The sequence below is a fragment of the Planococcus wigleyi genome (genome assembly GCF_014836985.1).
In the GTDB taxonomy this organism is placed as follows: Bacteria; Bacillota; Bacilli; order Bacillales_A; family Planococcaceae; genus Planococcus; species Planococcus notacanthi.
On sequence record NZ_JACSPU010000001.1, the window covers coordinates 837855 to 856062 of the forward strand.

General features: G+C 45.2%; 19 protein-coding genes. 18 read left to right on the plus strand and 1 reads right to left on the minus strand.

What is annotated here, in order from left to right; all coding sequences use genetic code 11:
• The first annotated feature begins 243 nt into the window (after window positions 1-243).
• The 9 genes from rny (at window position 244) to H9630_RS03940 (ending at window position 11209) form a co-directional block, all read left to right on the plus strand.
• The gene (rny, locus tag H9630_RS03900; RefSeq protein WP_191714156.1) at window positions 244-1803 is read left to right on the plus strand and encodes a ribonuclease Y; all 1560 of its coding nucleotides are present in this window, start codon (window positions 244-246) and stop codon (window positions 1801-1803) included.
• 65 nt (window positions 1804-1868) lie between these two features.
• Window positions 1869-2666 (plus strand): TIGR00282 family metallophosphoesterase, encoded by a 798-nt coding sequence (locus H9630_RS03905; protein ID WP_191714157.1) that lies wholly within the window; start codon window positions 1869-1871, stop codon window positions 2664-2666.
• A 388-nt stretch (window positions 2667-3054) separates the two neighbouring features.
• Window positions 3055-3483, plus strand: coding sequence for a RicAFT regulatory complex protein RicA family protein (locus tag H9630_RS03910; RefSeq protein ID WP_191714158.1), 429 nt, complete (start codon window positions 3055-3057; stop codon window positions 3481-3483).
• Window positions 3484-4074: 591 nt separating this feature from the next.
• On the plus strand, window positions 4075-6600 hold the full coding sequence (gene mutS / locus H9630_RS03915) for a DNA mismatch repair protein MutS (protein WP_191714159.1): 2526 nt from the start codon (window positions 4075-4077) through the stop codon (window positions 6598-6600).
• Window positions 6601-6604: 4 nt separating this feature from the next.
• The gene (mutL, locus tag H9630_RS03920; RefSeq protein WP_191714160.1) at window positions 6605-8419 is read left to right on the plus strand and encodes a DNA mismatch repair endonuclease MutL; all 1815 of its coding nucleotides are present in this window, start codon (window positions 6605-6607) and stop codon (window positions 8417-8419) included.
• A 73-nt stretch (window positions 8420-8492) separates the two neighbouring features.
• Entirely contained in the window at window positions 8493-9413 is a 921-nt protein-coding gene (locus tag H9630_RS03925) for an alpha/beta hydrolase (protein ID WP_191714161.1), read from the plus strand.
• Window positions 9391-10377, plus strand: a complete 987-nt coding sequence (miaA, locus tag H9630_RS03930; RefSeq protein ID WP_404825525.1) for a tRNA (adenosine(37)-N6)-dimethylallyltransferase MiaA — start codon at window positions 9391-9393, stop codon at window positions 10375-10377. The genes H9630_RS03925 and miaA overlap by 23 nt, the downstream gene beginning before the upstream one ends.
• Window positions 10374-10598 carry an RNA chaperone Hfq gene (gene hfq / locus H9630_RS03935; RefSeq protein WP_146556690.1) on the plus strand — a complete coding sequence of 75 codons (225 nt, stop codon included), beginning with the start codon at window positions 10374-10376 and terminating at the stop codon, window positions 10596-10598. Before miaA ends, hfq begins: the two co-directional genes overlap by 4 nt.
• A 311-nt stretch (window positions 10599-10909) precedes the next feature.
• Window positions 10910-11209, plus strand: a complete 300-nt coding sequence (locus H9630_RS03940) for a rhodanese-like domain-containing protein (RefSeq protein WP_191714163.1) — start codon at window positions 10910-10912, stop codon at window positions 11207-11209.
• Between the two features lie 46 nt (window positions 11210-11255).
• On the opposite strand, the gene H9630_RS03945 is transcribed toward H9630_RS03940, so the two are convergent.
• Window positions 11256-11861, minus strand: coding sequence for a trimeric intracellular cation channel family protein (locus H9630_RS03945; RefSeq protein ID WP_191714164.1), 606 nt, complete (start codon window positions 11859-11861; stop codon window positions 11256-11258).
• 109 nt (window positions 11862-11970) lie between these two features.
• Here H9630_RS03945 and H9630_RS03950 point away from each other — a divergent pair, with 109 nt between their 5' ends.
• The 9 genes from H9630_RS03950 (at window position 11971) to H9630_RS03985 (ending at window position 18175) form a co-directional block, all read left to right on the plus strand.
• Complete coding sequence (locus tag H9630_RS03950) at window positions 11971-13203, plus strand: methionine gamma-lyase family protein (RefSeq protein ID WP_191714165.1); 1233 nt, start codon at window positions 11971-11973, stop codon at window positions 13201-13203.
• Window positions 13204-13324: 121 nt separating this feature from the next.
• Entirely contained in the window at window positions 13325-13711 is a 387-nt protein-coding gene (locus H9630_RS03955; RefSeq protein ID WP_191714166.1) for a MerR family transcriptional regulator, read from the plus strand.
• A 41-nt stretch (window positions 13712-13752) separates the two neighbouring features.
• On the plus strand, window positions 13753-15087 hold the full coding sequence (glnA, locus tag H9630_RS03960) for a type I glutamate--ammonia ligase (RefSeq protein WP_191714167.1): 1335 nt from the start codon (window positions 13753-13755) through the stop codon (window positions 15085-15087).
• A 234-nt stretch (window positions 15088-15321) separates the two neighbouring features.
• Window positions 15322-15450, plus strand: a complete 129-nt coding sequence (locus tag H9630_RS18860; RefSeq protein ID WP_263615925.1) for a hypothetical protein — start codon at window positions 15322-15324, stop codon at window positions 15448-15450.
• A 249-nt stretch (window positions 15451-15699) separates the two neighbouring features.
• Complete coding sequence (locus H9630_RS03965; RefSeq protein ID WP_191714168.1) at window positions 15700-16158, plus strand: hypothetical protein; 459 nt, start codon at window positions 15700-15702, stop codon at window positions 16156-16158.
• A 161-nt stretch (window positions 16159-16319) separates the two neighbouring features.
• Complete coding sequence (locus H9630_RS03970; RefSeq protein WP_191714169.1) at window positions 16320-16508, plus strand: hypothetical protein; 189 nt, start codon at window positions 16320-16322, stop codon at window positions 16506-16508.
• A 147-nt stretch (window positions 16509-16655) separates the two neighbouring features.
• A complete protein-coding gene (locus tag H9630_RS03975; RefSeq protein WP_191714170.1) occupies window positions 16656-17087 on the plus strand; it encodes a hypothetical protein in 432 nt (143 codons plus the stop codon).
• 61 nt (window positions 17088-17148) lie between these two features.
• On the plus strand, window positions 17149-17343 hold the full coding sequence (locus H9630_RS03980) for a hypothetical protein (RefSeq protein WP_191714171.1): 195 nt from the start codon (window positions 17149-17151) through the stop codon (window positions 17341-17343).
• A 97-nt stretch (window positions 17344-17440) separates the two neighbouring features.
• Window positions 17441-18175: a class I SAM-dependent DNA methyltransferase gene (locus H9630_RS03985; RefSeq protein WP_191714172.1), complete on the plus strand. Its 735-nt coding sequence runs from the start codon at window positions 17441-17443 to the stop codon at window positions 18173-18175.
• Window positions 18176-18208: the final 33 nt, after the last annotated feature.

Genomic DNA, 18208 nt, shown 5'->3' on the forward strand with positions numbered 1-18208 from the left:
ATCAGCCCCTCGGGGTCATAAGTCCCTCTGTCCATGCGGCTGAAGAGATGCCGCACAGCCAAAGTGCCTTATGCCTGTCAGGGCTACACGATCGCTTGCGCTTTTCTTGGTTGACACGACATAAGTCCATCTATACAATTAAAATTGTATAATTTACTAATTCTTAAATAGTTGCAGTTGAAAAAATTTTTACTTATTCATCTTTTAAACTGAAAAAAATCAATAGCAAGAGGAGGTGTCCGAATGGGTATTAACGAGTTCATCTTCGCTTTGCTTGGTATCATCGTCGGTGTGGTTGTTGGATATTTTGCATTGAAAAAAGCTAACGATTCCAATATTGCAGGCGCTAAAAACTCTGCGGAGCAAATAGTCGAAGATGCAAAACGAGAAGCTGAAGCGCTGAAAAAAGAAGCCTTATTGGAAGCGAAAGACGAAAATCATAAATTGCGTACTGAAACAGAATCTGAAATTCGGGAACGCCGATCTGAGTTACAAAGACAAGAGAATCGGTTGTTGCAGAGAGAAGAAAATTTAGATCGCAAGGATGATGCTTTAAACAAAAGAGAAGCGAGTCTGGAACGCAAAGACGAAGCGCTCGCAGAAAAACAACAGCATATTGAACAGATGGAAAGCAAAGCTGAGGAGTTAGTCCGACAGCAGCAGTCCGAAATGGAACGCATTTCATCTTTGACACGCGAAGAAGCGAAATCAATCATCTTGCAGGACGTTGAAAAAGAACTTTCAACTGATATTGCTGTAATGATGAAAGAATCGGAAGCCCGCGCCAAAGAAGAATCGGACAAAAAAGCGAAAAACATTTTGTCATTGGCGATGCAGCGTTTCGCAGCAGACCATGTAGCAGAAACTACCGTATCGGTAGTCAACTTGCCGAATGATGAAATGAAAGGTCGTATCATCGGGCGTGAAGGACGTAATATCCGTACGCTTGAAACCTTAACAGGAATCGATTTAATCATCGATGATACGCCGGAAGCGGTTATTCTATCAGGATTCGACCCGATCCGCCGTGAAACGGCGCGATTGGCACTTGAAAAACTTGTATCAGATGGCCGTATCCATCCTGCACGCATCGAAGAAATGGTCGAGAAGTCAAGACGCGAAGTGGATGAACAAATTCGTGAAATTGGTGAACAAACCACATTTGACGTAGGTGTACATAACCTGCATCCTGACTTGATCAAAATTCTTGGGCGCCTTCGCTACCGCACAAGTTACGGACAAAATGTACTGAAGCATTCTGTGGAAGTTGCATTCTTGTCAGGCTTGATGGCAGCAGAACTTGGAGAAGATGTTACACTTGCCAGACGTGCCGGCCTTCTGCATGATATCGGTAAAGCGATTGATCATGAAGTGGAAGGAAGCCACGTGGAAATCGGTGTGGAACTTGGAACCAAGTACAAGGAACATCCGGTTGTCATTAACAGTATTGCCTCTCACCATGGCGACACCGAAGCGACTTCAATCATTTCGGTCATCGTTGCAGCAGCAGATGCATTGTCTGCCGCTCGTCCAGGTGCACGAAGCGAAACACTGGAAAATTACATCCGCCGCTTAGAGAAGCTTGAAGAAATTTCCGAATCGTATGAAGGTGTTGAGAAATCATTCGCCATTCAAGCGGGACGCGAAATTCGCATAATGGTTCGCCCTGAACAGATCGATGACATGACGGCGCATCGTCTGGCCCGTGATATCCGGAAACGGATTGAAGAAGAGCTGGATTATCCAGGTCATATCAAAGTGACGGTCATCAGAGAAACCAGAGCAGTTGAATACGCAAAATAATAAGGGTGAGGCTTCGATGAATGTCTATTCAAAGAAGCCTTTTTCTTATGGAAAAAGGTGAGTTTGTGAAAATTTTATTTATTGGAGATATTGTAGGATCAATCGGAAGAGATGCATTGGAGTCATATTTGCCGAGATTGAAAAGAAAGTATTCGCCGGATGTCATCATCGCCAATGGCGAGAACGCCGCAGCAGGCCGCGGCATCACTAAAGCTATCTATCAGGATTTACTGTTCATGGGAGTGGACATGGTGACGATGGGCAACCATACATGGGACCAGAAAGAGATTTTTGATTTTATTGATGAAGTGGATTACTTGATCCGTCCCGCTAATTTTTCGGACGAAGCACCTGGCCGTGGCATGGCGACTGTGACGAAAAATGGCCAAACCTTGTCTGTCATCAACTTGCATGGCCGCGTCTTCCTGCCGCCGCATGAAGATCCCTTCCAAAAAGCAGACGAGCTGATAGAGGAAGCCAAAGCAATTTCTCCGTTAGTGTTTGTGGACTTCCATGCAGAAGCAACCAGTGAAAAAATCGCCATGGGCTGGCATTTAGATGGCCGTGCCTCCGTTGTAGTGGGAACCCATACGCATGTTCAGACTGCCGATGCACGTATTTTGCCAAATGGCACAGCGTATATCTCGGATGTCGGGATGACAGGTCCATATGATGAAATACTCGGCATGAATAAAGATGCCGTACTTTACCGTTTCAAAACCAATATGCCGACGCGTTTTGAAGTGCCGAAACGCGGCCGGTCAGTGGTCAGTGGATTCTTTACGGAAGTGGACGACCAATCGGGCAAGGCAAAATCATTTGAACGTGTATATATCAATGAAGATTATCCGTTCCAAGGCTAAATCTGCAGCTTCTTGACGAAACACCGACAATTCGAGCAGACGCCTTGTAGAACATGCGTGATTTTCAGTATAATAAGGTATCGAATGAAAGTTTTTATGCAATAGAAGTCAAGGCAATACTTTCAACTTGTCCATGCATTGTCTTCTTTTCATCGTGCGACTAAAACTTTCAGCGAATAATTGAAGGCATTGCTTGTACAAGGCGGAAATCTTGTCTGCCATATCCATTTACCTGTACAATCAGATTCAGTGGCAATAGTGAAGAATGCAGTATGCAACTATTCACGTCCGCACTGCATGGCGCATCAAGAATTACTAAAACTAAAACATGGTCATTGAACGGTGAACTTATGGAAGTCGTATCAGACCAAGAAGTGGGTGTCTATAAATGACGTATACAAAGCAGGAAATCATCGACAAAGCACGTGAAGTAGCAGATATGATCGCAGCAACAGAAGAAGTGGATTTCTTTAAACGCGCGGAAGCACAAATTAACGAGAACCAACAAATCCGCGAAAAAATCGCCAGCTTGAAGAGCTTGCAGAAACAAGCAGTCAACTTCCAGGCATACGGTAAAGAACGCGCATTGACTTTGATTGAAGGCAAAATCACTAAAATTGAAGAAGAAATTGACGCTGTGCCGATTGTCCAGGAATTCAAACAATCGCAAAGTGACGTCAACTCTTTATTGCAGATGGTCTCAACAGCCATCGCTAACCAAGTGACAAACAACATCATCACAGAAACAGGCGGCGACTTGTTGCGTGGCGAAACTGGATCAAAAGTCCGCAACGACACACCAGGAAGCTGCGATTAATAGAAAAGCGGAAGCGATCGTGTAGTCCTGACAGGCATAAGGCACTTTGGCTGTGCGGCATCTCTTCTGCCGCATTGCCAGAGGGACTTATGACCCCGAGGGGCTGATCGCTGGAGCTGGACAAGAGAAAAGCGGAAACGGCCGTTCAGCTCCGAAAGGCATAAGACGATTTGGCGAAGCGGCGTTTTTTCAGCCGCATAGCCAGAGTGGCTTATGACCCGAGGGGCTGGCCGTTGGAGCTGGACAAAAAGAAAAGCGGAAACGATCATTTAAGGAAGGTAACCTAAGTACGCGACGTCCTGTCGCAACGGTTACCTGATCCACATCCTGTGGACCTCCGTCAGGCATAAGACAGGCCAGCAGAGTGGCGCGCTTTGCCACGCAGCTGGGTTGACTTATGACCCCGAGGGGCCGATCGCTGGAGCTGGACAAAGAAAAGCGGAAACGGCCGTGTGTTGAATACCAACACTGACTCATAACTTTTCCATCAGCATTAAACTGAAAGAGCCAAAGCTCTTTCAGTTTTTTCTTTTCCCCTTTGAATTTTGGTATAATAGAGAAACGACGAATCGATTTGAAAGAGGTTTTAAAATGGCACCGACACCAATGATGCAACAATATTTTCAAATAAAGTCCGAATACCTGGATGCGTTTTTATTTTTCCGTATGGGCGATTTCTATGAGTTGTTCTATGATGATGCCATCAACGCATCGCAGATTTTGGAAATTACGCTGACGAGCCGCGGAGGCACTGGAGATGACCGAATTCCCATGTGCGGCGTTCCCCATCATGCAGCGAAGAATTACATCGATCAATTAATACTGAAAGGCCATAAAGTGGCCATCTGTGAACAAGTGGAAGATCCGAAAACGGCCAAAGGAGTGGTCAAGCGTGAAGTGGTGCGCCTTGTTACCCCAGGTACGCATACAGAAGGGAAAAGCGTCGATTCCAAATCGAATGTATTCCTTGCAGCTGCTGACGAGTTATCGGATGGCTTCGGGCTATCGTATGTTGATATCAGTACAGGCGAAGCAACAGCTACATACATAATGGGGACAGAAAAAGCCCTTCTTCAGGAACTTCAATCGTTGAACATCCGTGAATTGGTAGTTTCCGAGCAGTTATTTGTCTTATTGACCGAAGAAGAGCAGGACCTGGTGCTGTCTATCGAAACGATGGAAGAAGCGGCTCCGTTAAGCCCTTCGCTTGTGGCTAACTGTCCGAATGACCTGCACATGAGCTGCCACCGTCTTCTGGCGTATATTGCGCGGACTCAAAAGCAATCACTTGATCACATTCAAGCGTTTGCCTACAAAGAGAACAATCAATTATTGAGCATCGATTTCCACTCGAAGCGCAACCTGGAATTGCTGCAGTCGATCCGTGGCGGTGAAACAAAAGGCACTTTGTTGTGGCTTTTGGATGAGACCGTTACAGCGATGGGCAGCCGGAAATTAAAGCAGTGGCTGCACCAGCCTTTAGCGAATAAACGGATGATTGAAGAACGCCAGCACATGGTGGCCGCATTGATCGATCAATATTTCGTGCGTGTAGAGCTTCAGGGGCTGTTGAAGGAAGTCTATGACTTGGAACGCCTATCCGGCCGTATCGCCTTTGGGAGCGCCAGTGGGCGCGATTTGGCGCAGCTTCGGAGCTCGCTTGAGAAAGTGCCGGTGCTGATTGAAGAATTGGCCAATTCGGGAAATCCGGCATTGGTGGAGTTCAGTGAAAAACTGGATCGCTGCATCGAGGTCTGTGAATTGCTGCAGGCCATCAGTGAAAATCCACCCTTGTCTTCAAAAGAAGGCGGCGTCATCCGTGATGGCTTTAATCAGCAACTGGATGAATACCGGGATGCTTCACGCAACGGCAAAGACTGGATTGCAGAACTAGAACAGAAGGAACGTAAACTGACAGGAGTCAAATCCCTGAAAATCGGGTACAACCGCATATTCGGCTATTACATTGAAATGTCCAAAGCGAATATGCATTTAGCGGATTTGGAACGTTATGACCGCAAACAGACGCTGGCGAACGCTGAACGCTATACAACGCCTGAACTGAAAGAAAAAGAAGCGTTGATTTTGACAGCTGAAGAAGAAAGTCTGTCACTTGAATATGATTTATTCGTAGCGATCAGAGATGAAGTCAAACAATACATTTCTCGTATTCAGCGATTGGCTTCCTCCTTGAGCGGGCTGGATGTCTTCCTGAGTTTCGCCAATGTAGCGGAAAAATATCGTTTTGTTAAACCTGATTTTAACGATGCCAATGAAATTTCCATCATCGAAGGACGGCATCCGGTTGTGGAAAAAATGCTCAACAAGCAGCATTATGTGCCGAACGATTGCGTGCTCGCAGAAGGCCAGAACATGTTGTTGATCACCGGACCGAACATGTCGGGTAAAAGTACGTATATGCGGCAAGTGGCATTGACGATTGTTTTGGCCCAGATCGGCAGTTATGTACCGGCTGAATCCGCAAATCTGCCGATCGTCGATCAGATCTTCACGCGCATCGGGGCAGCTGATGACTTGGTGTCCGGACAAAGTACATTCATGGTTGAAATGCTGGAATCGCAATATGCCATCACCCACGCGACCAAAAACAGCTTGCTGCTGTTTGATGAAATCGGCCGAGGCACCTCGACCTACGATGGCATGGCACTGGCACAATCGATGATTGAATACATCCACCGTGAAATCGGGGCTAATACGTTGTTTTCCACGCATTACCATGAGCTGACGGCGTTGGAAGGTACGCTTGATAAGCTTCATAATGTCCACGTGGCGGCAATGGAACAATCGGGCAAAGTGGTGTTTCTCCACAAAGTGAAAAAAGGCCCGGCGGATAAGAGTTACGGAATCCATGTCGCGGAGCTTGCGAACTTGCCGGAACCGATATTGGCACGCGCACGCGAGCTGCTGAAAACATTTGAACAAGATAAAAAGCAACAGCCAAAAAACATTGAACAGTTATCCTTCTTTGATGAGATGGATACCGAAAAAGATGAAATCCTTCAGACCATCACGGATGTGCAAGTTGCCGCGATGACACCGCTTGAAGCGTTGCAGCTCATTAACGAATTGCAGCAAAAACTGATTAATAAGGAGTGAAATCATGGGCGTCATTCGTTTGATGGACGAACCTTTATCCAATAAAATAGCCGCTGGTGAAGTGGTCGAACGCCCGACTTCGGTCGTTAAGGAATTGGTGGAAAATGCCATCGATGCCGGCAGTACAGCAATTGAAGTGCTGCTGATCGAAGCCGGACTGACGTCCATCCAGATCATCGACAATGGTGTGGGAATGGATGCCGACGATGCATTGTTGTCGTTCTCCCGCCACGCTACCAGTAAAATTGCCAATGAACATGATTTGTTCCGGATCCGCACGCTTGGATTCCGCGGAGAGGCGCTGGCCAGTATCGCCTCGGTCTCCAAAGTGACTTTGCACACATCCAATGGAACAAGTGGGACGTTTGTACAAATGGAAGGCGGACGCCTGACAGAGCATCGTGCCGGTTCTTTGAGAAAAGGAACCGACATTAAAATCGATCAATTGTTCTTTAATACGCCGGCGCGCTTGAAATACATGAAGACGCTGCAAACGGAACTGGGCCATACCATCGACTTGCTGAACCGGTTTGCATTGAGTTATCCCGCCATCGCCTTCAAATTGACCCATGACGGCAGAACCATTCTGCAAACAGCCGGCAGCGGAGAAATTAAGCGTGTACTGGCAGATATCTACGGAGTGGCCATCGCCAAGAAAATGGTGCCCTTTGAGGGTCAATCGCATGATTATAAGATATCAGGTTACGCGTCACTACCCGAAATCACCCGTGCCAATAAAAACTATATTTCGTTGTTCGTCAATGGCCGTTGGGTAAAACATTACGCGATCACCAATACAGTACACCGCGCTTATCATACCTTTTTGCCGCTTGAGCGGCAGCCGATTGTGGTGATGAATATTGAAGGCGATCCTTATTTGACAGATGTCAATGTCCATCCGGCGAAACTGCAGATTCGGTTAAGCAAAGAAAAAGAATTGATGGAATTGATTCATGAAACGATCCGCCGGACGATCAGTACGGTCGTTCGTGCACCCGTCATCGATAAACCAAAACCAGTAAAGCAGGCGCCGACCAAACAACTGGATCTGTGGAAAAGTTCCTTTACAGTCCAGGAGCCGAAGCAGCCTTTGCCTGAGAGGGCCGCGGAGGACTGGAGCGAACTGCCGATTGAAAAAGAAGTGGAGCCGGTTCGCCGGCAATCCGAGGAAGCCGCACCGGTCAAGGAAGTGCTGCAGCCATTGCCGGAACGTGAAGAAGATGACAGCCCGCAATTCCCTGAGCTGGAAGTAGTGGGGCAGATCCACGGCACTTATATTGTGGCGCAAAGCAATGACGGATTTTATCTCATTGATCAACACGCGGCACAGGAGCGCATCAAATACGAATATTTTCGCGAAAAAGTGGGCGATATCGACAGCAATGAGCGCCAATCACTGCTCTTGCCGTTGACGTTCCATTACAGCCGCGATGAAGCTTTGCGGTTAAAGGAAAATTTGAATGTGCTGGCAGACAGCGGGGTGTTTCTCGAGGAGTTTGGCGATACGTCATTCATTGTGCGTGAATACCCGACCTGGTTCCCGAAAGGCTTCGAACAGGAAGTCATCGAAGACTTAATTGAACAGGTCCTGACAGAACGCAAAGTCGATGTTAAAAAGTTGCGTGAAGACGCAGCCATCATGATGAGCTGCAAGCGGTCGATCAAAGCGAATCATTTTTTGCAGAAGCATGACATGGAGCGGCTGTTGGCGGATTTAAAGCAAGCGGAACAGCCGTTTACTTGTCCGCATGGACGTCCTGTAATCATTCATTTCAAAACCTATGATGTTGAAAAAATGTTCAAGCGAGTCATGAATTAGGTGTCTCAGTTTGGAGAGTTTTGGGTAAGTATAAAGAACAGGTGATATGACTCAGTGAGGAAGGGTGTGGAGAATGCAGGTACGCAAAGATTATATGCATGTGTCTGATGGACACGAACTTTATTATGTATGCTATGAACCGCCAAACCCAATCGGACATGTCCATATCATTCATGGAATGGCAGAACATATTGCCCGCTATGAAGAGTTTGCTGAGTATTTGGCATCGCGGGGGTTTATTGTTTCCGGCCATGATCAGCGCGGCCATGGGAAAACTGCGGAACGCAACGGTGTGCAAGGCTATTTTGCAGATCATGACGGTTTTAACGAAGTCGTTGAAGATGCCCGCTCAGTCATCACTGAAGTCCAGCAGGCAACCGGCAACTTGCCGCTTATTTTATTCGGCCACAGTATGGGGTCATTTGTGGCCCGGCGTTATATGCAGCTTTACAGCGAAGACATCAGCCGGGTCGTCTTATCAGGCACAGGCGGCAACCCGGGGGCTTCCGGAAAAATGGGGTTGGCTGTGGCATTGGCCTCTGCAAAAATGCAAGGCAAACAGCAGCCCAGTAAGACTCTTGGTAAAATGACCTTCGGCAGTTTCAATAAACCTTTTGGCGACGAAGGTTCAGCGAGTGCTTGGCTATCGAGTGATAAAGAAGCGGTTGCAAAATACGAAGCGGATCCTTGGTGCGGTTTTGAATCGACCAATCAGTTTTATGTGGATTTGTTCTCAGGCTTGGCCCTCATCAACAAACCGTCCGAAATTGACCGCATCCGCAAAGACTTGCCGGTGCTGTTGATCAGCGGCGCAATGGATCCTGTTGGCGGCAATGGAAAAGGGGTTTTCAGTTCAGCAAAGCAATTCGATAAAGCAGGCATGAAGAACGTCAAAATTTATCTTGCGGAGCAAGGACGCCATGAATTGTTGAACGAAATTGATCGCCATTTTCATTTTGAGCTGATCGGTGATTGGATGTGCGGAAATGATTGATGTAATAGCCATCGTTGGCCCGACCGCATCCGGCAAGACGGCATTGAGCCTCGAACTGGCTAAGCGATTGGACGGGGAAGTCATTAATGGGGACTCGATGCAGATCTATCGGGACATGACGATAGGGACGGCGAAGATTTTGCCGGAAGAAATGCAGGGGATTCCTCACCATCTTCTGGATATTAAAAATCCGGACGAAAGTTTCTCTGTTGCTGAATACCAAACGCTGGTACGCGAAAAAATTGCAGATATTCAATCGCGCGGCAAGCTGCCGATTATTGTTGGCGGCACTGGACTTTACGTGCAGGCGGTTTTGTTTGATTACCGATTCTCGGAGGAAGCAGTGGACCAGGAACTTCGAGACAGTCTGCATCAGGAACTGGAGGAACTGGGTCCTGACAACATGCACCGGAAATTGCTGGCACTTGACCCAGATTCGGACATCCATCCCAATAATACACGCAGGGTTATTCGTGCTATTGAAATCCTGATGAGCGGCCAGAAAAAAGGTGACCGGGAGTTAGCATTATCGCCTATGTACAATGAACTGATCATCGGCTTGGATATTTCGAGAGATATCCTTTATGAGCGCATCAATCAGCGTGTAGAGGTGATGCTTGGGCGAGGCCTGATTGCTGAGGTTGAGTCATTGCGAAACAGGGGCGTACGGGATGTCCAATCCATTCAAGCCATTGGTTATAGAGAAATCTACGCTTATTTGGACGGGCAGGCAACCCGTGAAGAAGCGGTTCGAAAACTCAAACAAAACTCAAGGAAGTATGCCAAAAGGCAATTTACTTATTTCAAGAACAAATTACCGATATTCTGGATTGATGCATTGGCAGATCCCGAAAAGAATCTGCAGGAAATAATCGCCTTCATGCAGGAAAATGACAGAGACTGTCGAATTGATAAACTGACAACAAAATTTAATACAAGTAGAGAATTAGGGGGATTTTCATGAAACCAATCAATATCCAAGATGTCTATCTGAATCAGCTTCGTAAAAATAATATTTATGTAACTGTCTTTTTACTCAACGGCTTCCAATTAAAAGGAACCATTAAATCCTATGATAACTTTACGGTGCTGGTCGAAACGGAAGGCAAGCAGCAATTGATCTATAAACATGCTATCTCAACGTTTTCTCCAGCAAAAGCTGTAGCGATCGAACACGAAGAGTAAGGGAGATTCCGGACTGCCGTTGCAGTCCGGTTTTTTATTGGGCTTAGTTTCAGTTTTCTGTCGCTTTGCCGAAATGGCTTATGCCTGTCCAATCTAAACGGCTGTTTCAGCTTTTCTTGATGTTCAGCTTCAGCAGCCAGCCCCTCGGGGTCATAAGTCACTCCGGCAATGCAGCTGAAAAGATGCTGCACAGCCAAAGCGCCTTATGCCTGTCGGGTCTAGACGGCTGCTTCAGCTTTTCTGGTTGACAGGTGGCTTTTGACGGTATAGCATTTTCAGTGGAAAAGGAATTACATTCAGGAGGCGTATGTATGAAAACCATCACAGCAGATGAATTACAGCAACGAGTAGAAGCTGGAGAAGAACTGAACATCATTGACGTTCGCGAAGCGGACGAAGTGGCTGCGGGAATGATTCCTGGAGCTAAGCACATTCCTCTGGGGGAAGTGGCAGACCGCATCGAGGAACTGGATGCCGGGAAAGAATATCATATGGTGTGCCGTGCAGGCCGCCGCAGCGAAATGGCATGTGGGATTTTGGAATCAAACAACATCGATACAATTAACGTCGAAGGCGGCATGACTGCCTGGAACGGCGAGACAATCGCATAACATAAAAAATCAGACCGCCCGGGAAATTTAGCCGAGTGGTCTGTTTTCATGAAGTTTGGATTTTGCGGGCAGGCAATCTCCATTTGAATGTATAAGAGAGAATCCGCAAGGCTGTAATCAGCACAAACAAAGAATAGAGCATCAGGTCAGTTTGCACTAAATTAAAGCTGATAAACAATCCCGCCAAAGCAGCCCAGACCGCATAGATTTCCGCTTTCAAAACCAATGGCTTACGGCCTGCCAGCAAGTCGCGGATGATTCCTCCTCCGGATCCTGTCAGGACTGCTGCAACGATCACTGCAAAAAGCGGCAATTCCAAATCGACCGCATAAATGGCACCTTGTACGGCGAACGCCGACAATCCGATTGCATCAAAGAAATAGCCCCAGCGATTCCAATGGCCAAGCAATTTATGCGGGAATAAAAACACAATCGTGATAGAGATAAGGGCTAGCTGAAACATAAACTCCTGTTCCCACAGCGCCGAAACCGGCACGCCAATCAATAAATTCCGGACGGCACCGCCTCCAAAGGCAGTGACTACGCCAAGAAGGTACACGCCGAAAATATCGTATTCTTCTTCCATTGCAATAATGGCCCCGGAAATTGCAAAAGCAATCGTTCCAATGGCGCTCAGTACTTCCCAAGCCATAGCCTTTTATCCCCCTTCGCGTACGACTCTATGAATTGTATCAGAATTTGACGCTATTTCAAGTCGTGCCTCATAATAAGATGAGAAGTTTAACAGAATGGAGAATTGCATGCATACACAGATTAGGACAATAGAAGAAACTATCCAACTACAGCTCCAGCTGGCTGATGAAATTGCATACGTTAATCAGAAGAAAGTGCTGGATGCTTTCCATAACCAGCGTGTCAGTGATCACCATTTCAACCCGTCAACGGGCTATGGCTACGATGATGAAGGGCGCGATACGCTGGAACGCGTTTACGCAGATGTCTTTAAAGCGGAAGCGGCACTCGTGCGGCCTCAAATTATCTCTGGCACCCATGCCATCACAATTGCATTATTCGGTATCTTGCGGCCGGGAGATGAGTTGCTTTACCTTACAGGAAAACCCTATGACACCTTGGATTCCATCGTTTCAGGAGGAGAAAAAGATACCGGGTCGTTGAGGGATTTCGGTATCAGCTACCAACATACTGATTTGGATCCTGACAATAAAATTGATTGGGGCGCTGCTCAAAATGCAATCGGTGACAAAACAAAAGTCATTGCCATCCAGCGGTCCAGAGGATATGATACACGCCCTTCATTTACAATAGAAGAAATTGAAGAGATGATAGTCCGGGTTCGTGAGATAAAACCGGATGCGGTTATTTTTGTCGATAATTGCTATGGCGAGTTTGTGGAGATGCAGGAGCCGATTGAAGTGGGTGCGGATCTGATTGCGGGCTCGTTAATCAAAAATCCGGGAGGCGGATTGGCGAAAATCGGCGGATATATCGCAGGAAGAAAGGATTTAATCGAAAAATGCGGTTACCGGATGACGTCTCCGGGTATAGGTGGAGAGGCGGGTGCTTCTCTTAATGCACTGCCTGATATGTATCAGGGCTTTTTTATGGCACCGCATATTGTTTCGCAAGCGTTAAAAGGGGCCATTTTCACTTCAGCGCTTCTGGAACAGGCTGGCATGGTGACGACGCCTCATTGGAGCGGCAAACGGACCGACTTGATTCAATCAGTGTCGTTTCAGAATGCGGAACAGATGATTGCGTTTTGCCAAACCATTCAGGCGAGTTCACCGGTCAATGCGCAGTTTGCGCCTGAACCAGCTTACATGCCGGGCTATGAAGACGATGTCATCATGGCTGCCGGTACATTTGTGCAGGGATCCAGTATCGAGCTGACTGCGGACGGTCCGATTCGTCCACCTTATACAGCATTCGTTCAAGGCGGTCTTACGTATGAACATGTAAAAATTGCCGTATTGAATTCAGTAGATGCATTAAAAAAATTGAAGTTAATTTAAATGATTTCCCGTATGGAGCATACGGGAAATTTTAATGTAAGAAAACATAACATGTTGTTGACAGGTAATCTGACATGATGTATGCTTTAAGAGTAGCAATTATGTGAAATGGGTGAAACTTATGACGAACCGGGTGCGACGAACGATGCCGCTTCTTCCAATCAGCATAGTTATGCAATTGACGGAATTGACCGCCAGGCAAATTCGTTATTATGAAGAGCATGAGTTGATCAACCCTGCCCGTACCGAAGGCAACAAGCGTATGTTTTCCCTGAATGATGTGGATACACTTCTCGAAATCAAAGAATATTTGGATCAGGGACTGAATATTGCAGGCATCAAGAAATTATATGATACAAAAGAAATCCCTAAAAACGAAAAGGCAGAGCCGAAAAACTTAAGCGATGCCGAGTTGCGCAAACTATTGCGCGAAGAATTGAAGCACCAAGCCCGTCCTTTTGAAAAAGGCGGTTTCAGACAAAGTGATTTAACCCGTTTCTTTAAATGAGATGGGGTTACATACAATATTTATAGGAGAGTGAAGAGAACATGGGCAAGTATTCAAAAGAAGACATTCAACGATTAGTAAAAGAAGAGAACGTTAATTTTATCCGTCTGCAATTTACAGATATTCTTGGGGTCATCAAAAACGTTGAAATACCGACATCCCAATTGGACAAAGCACTCGACAACAAAATGATGTTTGATGGATCGTCCATTGACGGTTTTGTACGCATTGAAGAATCTGATATGTACCTATACCCTGACTTGGATACATGGGTTGTATTCCCTTGGATCACAGGAAAAGGAAAAGTTGCACGTTTAATCTGTGACATTTACAGCCCAGATGGCACGCCATTTGCTGGAGATCCACGTACAAACTTAAAACGTGTATTAAAGGAAATGGAAGAGCTAGGATTTACGCATTTCAACCTTGGACCAGAGCCGGAATTCTTCCTGTTCAAACTTGATGAAAGAGGCGAACCATCTCTTGAACTGAATGACCACGGCGGCTATTTTGACTTGGCACCGATGGACCTGGGCGAAAACTGCCGACGCGACATCGTTCTTGAACTGGAAGAAATGGGCTTTGAAATCGAAGCTTCCCACCACGAAGTGGCACCAGGACAACACGAAATCGACTTTAAATATGCAGATGCCGTACAAGCATGTGATGAAATCCAAACCTTTAAGCTGGTTGTTAAGACCATTGCCCGTAAACATGGCCTTCATGCTACGTTCATGCCGAAACCACTATTTGGTGTCAGCGGTTCAGGAATGCACATGAACCTTTCCTTGTTTGATGGAAATCGCAACACATTCCTGGATGAAGACGGCGAAATGAAATTGAGTGAGACAGCTTACCAATTCATCGCTGGAATCATTGAACACGCGAAAGGCTTTACAGCTGTAACAAACCCGCTTGTAAACTCGTACAAACGTCTTGTGCCAGGTTATGAAGCGCCTTGTTATATTGCATGGTCAGGCCAGAACCGTAGCCCGTTAGTGCGTATTCCAGCATCACGCGGTTTGTCTACACGTGTAGAAGTGCGTTCAGTCGATCCGGCAGCTAATCCATACTTAGCGATGGCTGTTCTTCTTGGCGCAGGCCTTGATGGAATCAGAAGAAAACTGACTCCACCCAATGCCGTAGACCGCAATATCTATGCAATGAACCAAAAAGAGCGTGAAGCAGTGGGAATCGAAGATCTTCCGAGCACACTTTACAACGCTTTGCAGGAATTGCAAAAAGATGAAGTGATGACAAAAGCATTGGGAAGCCACATTTTGAACAATTTCGTCGAAGCGAAAGAAATCGAATGGGATATGTTCCGCACAAGCGTCCACCCGTGGGAACGCGAGCAATACTTGAAGATGTACTAAAAATTACCTTAAGCCGTTGGTGCTGCAAAGCGCCAACGGCTTTTTTCTGTTTTCCGTCGAGTCCAGAAAGAGAAAATGAAAAAAATAATAGAAATTGAAAACTAATAGAAACTTATTCGTGTGCTAAAGCGACTAATTGGCAATGACCTGGCAGACTGAGATATTAAAAAGTTTTTAAAAAAAGAAAGTTAATATTTGACTATGTTGCTGATTAGTAAAAGAGGAGGAATCATTATGTTCATGATCTTATACGCAATTCTAATTTCTCTCTGGATCACGTCTTTAGTCGCTTTCGGAAAATCGTACATCCGTTACCACAAAGAAGAGCGTGCTTATGAAGAAAGCCACCGCGTCGATTCTTGATCAGCAGAATGCTTCACGGTTGAGAATTGAGTGATTCTCGTTGATGGTGGAATATCTGTGTGTGTTTCCTGTTAAAGGGATTCCGGCTTCAATTGCTCCTCAAATAATTGGCGAAGCATTTCAACGGAGTTTTTAAAAGAAGCAGGCCACGAGATTAAAGAACAGTATGCCGTTTGGAATTTAGTGAACTGGTCGGGTGTGATTCTTACTGTCTTGGAAGAAAGCGTGATAGAAATAGAGCCTAGGCTGATGGAAGTTAACGAGCAGGCTCTCTTCGATGGAATCATTAAAATAAGTGAACTGGAGCAAAGAACCTCGGATTTACTGAACCGTTTCGGAGATATTGAAAGAACCCTGCTGATTCGTCGTACAGACATCTTTACTCTGCTCGAAAATGAATGGATAGGCATGGGCATTGAAGACACCTTGAAACTGGCTAAACGGCCATTAGAATATAAATTATTTAAACAATCAACATTGGAAAAGATACTGAAGAGACCGATAAATGAAATTTTTGTCGATTGGAGCCTCAAAGCCGATAAAGGTTATGCTGTTCTGACTCTGCAGAAAAGTAAACATGAAAACAGTTTCTCCTCGGAGATGCTGTTTTTTATGTGCTGGCAAAGAAAGATTCCAGAGGCAAGCGGATATCTCCTTGTCTTGCTGTTGCTTGAAAATATCCTGATTCTAACTAAACAGGCTTTGTGAAATTTATGATGAAAATATGCAGAGTATGCGAAGAATACCTTTTTTTATAGTTTACAGCCGGCGAATTAAGGTTATAATTAGTTGCAGCCTGAAAAGTTAATAACTCATACTGAATTTTTCTTTCTCTTGAAAGAAGAAGGATTTTGTGGGAGGCGATTAATTTGAGGAAAATCCAAGGACTTTCGAATCTTGTAGAATATTTGGAATCAGTGAATTATCCATTGGCTGCAGAGCAGATTACAGATTTAATGTCGAAAAGAAAGATTCCGCACCGCAAAGCATTCCAAGACACTGTGATCTTTAATTTAGAACACATTGACTGGTGGATTGCTGAGCAGCAGAAACGATGATTAATTGATGAACATGCTTGAGTAAAAGAAATAACCTTGTGGTCCGTTCTGCAAAGAACGAACTGCGAGGTTATTCTTTTTTGGTAACTTTATACACTTTTTTGCGTCTACTGTTATAATAGTCTAAAAACGGAGGGGGAATCGGCTATGCGCTTTTTAATGTCTATCATTGTTTTTTTAATCTTCTTTTCGTTTGCAGGCATTGGCACATATGTTATCGGACCCGATTTGTCGACCGACCGGCTGGTTGCCGAGGCGACAGAAGAGCTTCGGAACAACGGGCAAATGGAAAAAGTGGTGGAATATGTTGAAAGTGATCCACAAATGCTTGAATATGTAGAAGAAGCCAAAATTGCAGAGGAAGAGAGTATGCCTTTGCCATTTGAAACAACTGGAGATGCGGCGGGTACAGTCATCAAAAAGGTCGGCATTGCGGATCTGGCTAAAATGAAATCGGGAATTGAAGATGGCACGATGTCAGCAGACGAAGTGATTCAGAAGCTTGAAGAGGATTTGAATGAAGAAGAGCTGCTTGCCCTGAAAGTGATCGTATACAAGGAATTATACAAACAGCAATAATAAAGGATATATGCTAAACTGAGTCACGAAGATAAAGTAAAAGTTTAAAGGAGGCTATTGCATGAAACCGTTTCGCGTAGAGTTTTATTTTGATCAAGGCAATACCATCGTACACAATGTCCAGGCTGTAGATAAAGAATCGGCATTAAGCAAGATTCCTTCCAATGGCACTTATGAAATTTCAGATGAACAAACAGGCAATATTTATCGCATTACTATCAATTTAGTTAAATATATTATCGTCAGCGAACTGTAGAAGATTTTTTCTCGGCAAGCTGCACTTAAGGTGTTGCTTGCGCAACTCCTTTTTTTAAAAGATTTTTTGCATGACAATTCGATTGGGAGGCAAATGAATGGAATTCAGAGGATCGAGTGCTTACGAGGAAAAAGATTTTTTGAAGAACTTTCTGCAAAGAAGAAATCGGGCGGAGAGCCCTAATAACAGCATTGAAAAACCAATAATCTATGGGTTGCTTGGCAACTTTCAAAACCAGGATATACTCGATTTAGGATGTGGAGATGCCTTATTCGGAAAAGAACTGTTGGAAGCAGGAGCGCATTATTATCATGGTGTAGAAGGGTCTGAAGAAATGATCGGCTTAGCGGCTGCAAATTTGGAGGGTGTCAATGCCGATCTGACATTGGCAATTATGGAGTCATTTATCTTTCCTGAAAATACCTATGACATCGTCTCCTCTCGATTAGCCATCCATTATTTACCGGAAGTGGACGAACTATTCCGAAATGTATATGAATCCTTAAAAGCTGAGGGGAAATTTGTATTTAGTGTGCAGCATCCACTGACGACCTCATCTTTTTCAAGTAAAATGTCAGGAGAAAAAAGAAGCAATTGGCTGGTGGACGATTACTTTAAAGAAGGGGAACGGCACGAACCGTGGATCGATAAAATTGTCGTCAAGCATCACCGGACCATTGAAAGCTATTTTACTTCTTTGACAAAGGCGGGATTTAGCGTAACGAATGTTCGGGAAGGGAAGCCCGAACGTCAATATTTCAGTTCTGATGAAGAGTATAGTAGGAGAATGAGAATTCCTGTAATTTTAGCTTTCAGCTGTCATAAACGCTAAATCGAAATTGTTTACATAATAAAAATATCCATT

Bases quoted from the DNA above. Each gene is read 5' to 3' on its own strand.
- rny (WP_191714156.1), top strand. From the start codon at position 244: ATGGGTATTAACGAGTTCATCTTCGCTTTGCTTGGTATCATCGTCGGT.
- H9630_RS03910 (WP_191714158.1), top strand. From the start codon at position 3,055: ATGACGTATACAAAGCAGGAAATCATCGACAAAGCACGTGAAGTAGCA.
- mutS (WP_191714159.1), top strand. From the start codon at position 4,075: ATGGCACCGACACCAATGATGCAACAATATTTTCAAATAAAGTCCGAA.
- mutL (WP_191714160.1), top strand. From the start codon at position 6,605: ATGGGCGTCATTCGTTTGATGGACGAACCTTTATCCAATAAAATAGCC.
- H9630_RS03925 (WP_191714161.1), top strand. From the start codon at position 8,493: ATGCAGGTACGCAAAGATTATATGCATGTGTCTGATGGACACGAACTT.
- hfq (WP_146556690.1), top strand. From the start codon at position 10,374: ATGAAACCAATCAATATCCAAGATGTCTATCTGAATCAGCTTCGTAAA.
- H9630_RS03940 (WP_191714163.1), top strand. From the start codon at position 10,910: ATGAAAACCATCACAGCAGATGAATTACAGCAACGAGTAGAAGCTGGA.
- H9630_RS03945 (WP_191714164.1), bottom strand. From the start codon at position 11,861: ATGGCTTGGGAAGTACTGAGCGCCATTGGAACGATTGCTTTTGCAATT.
- H9630_RS03950 (WP_191714165.1), top strand. From the start codon at position 11,971: ATGCATACACAGATTAGGACAATAGAAGAAACTATCCAACTACAGCTC.
- H9630_RS03955 (WP_191714166.1), top strand. From the start codon at position 13,325: ATGACGAACCGGGTGCGACGAACGATGCCGCTTCTTCCAATCAGCATA.
- glnA (WP_191714167.1), top strand. From the start codon at position 13,753: ATGGGCAAGTATTCAAAAGAAGACATTCAACGATTAGTAAAAGAAGAG.
- H9630_RS18860 (WP_263615925.1), top strand. From the start codon at position 15,322: ATGTTCATGATCTTATACGCAATTCTAATTTCTCTCTGGATCACGTCT.
- H9630_RS03965 (WP_191714168.1), top strand. From the start codon at position 15,700: ATGGAAGTTAACGAGCAGGCTCTCTTCGATGGAATCATTAAAATAAGT.
- H9630_RS03975 (WP_191714170.1), top strand. From the start codon at position 16,656: ATGCGCTTTTTAATGTCTATCATTGTTTTTTTAATCTTCTTTTCGTTT.
- H9630_RS03980 (WP_191714171.1), top strand. From the start codon at position 17,149: ATGAAACCGTTTCGCGTAGAGTTTTATTTTGATCAAGGCAATACCATC.
- H9630_RS03985 (WP_191714172.1), top strand. From the start codon at position 17,441: ATGGAATTCAGAGGATCGAGTGCTTACGAGGAAAAAGATTTTTTGAAG.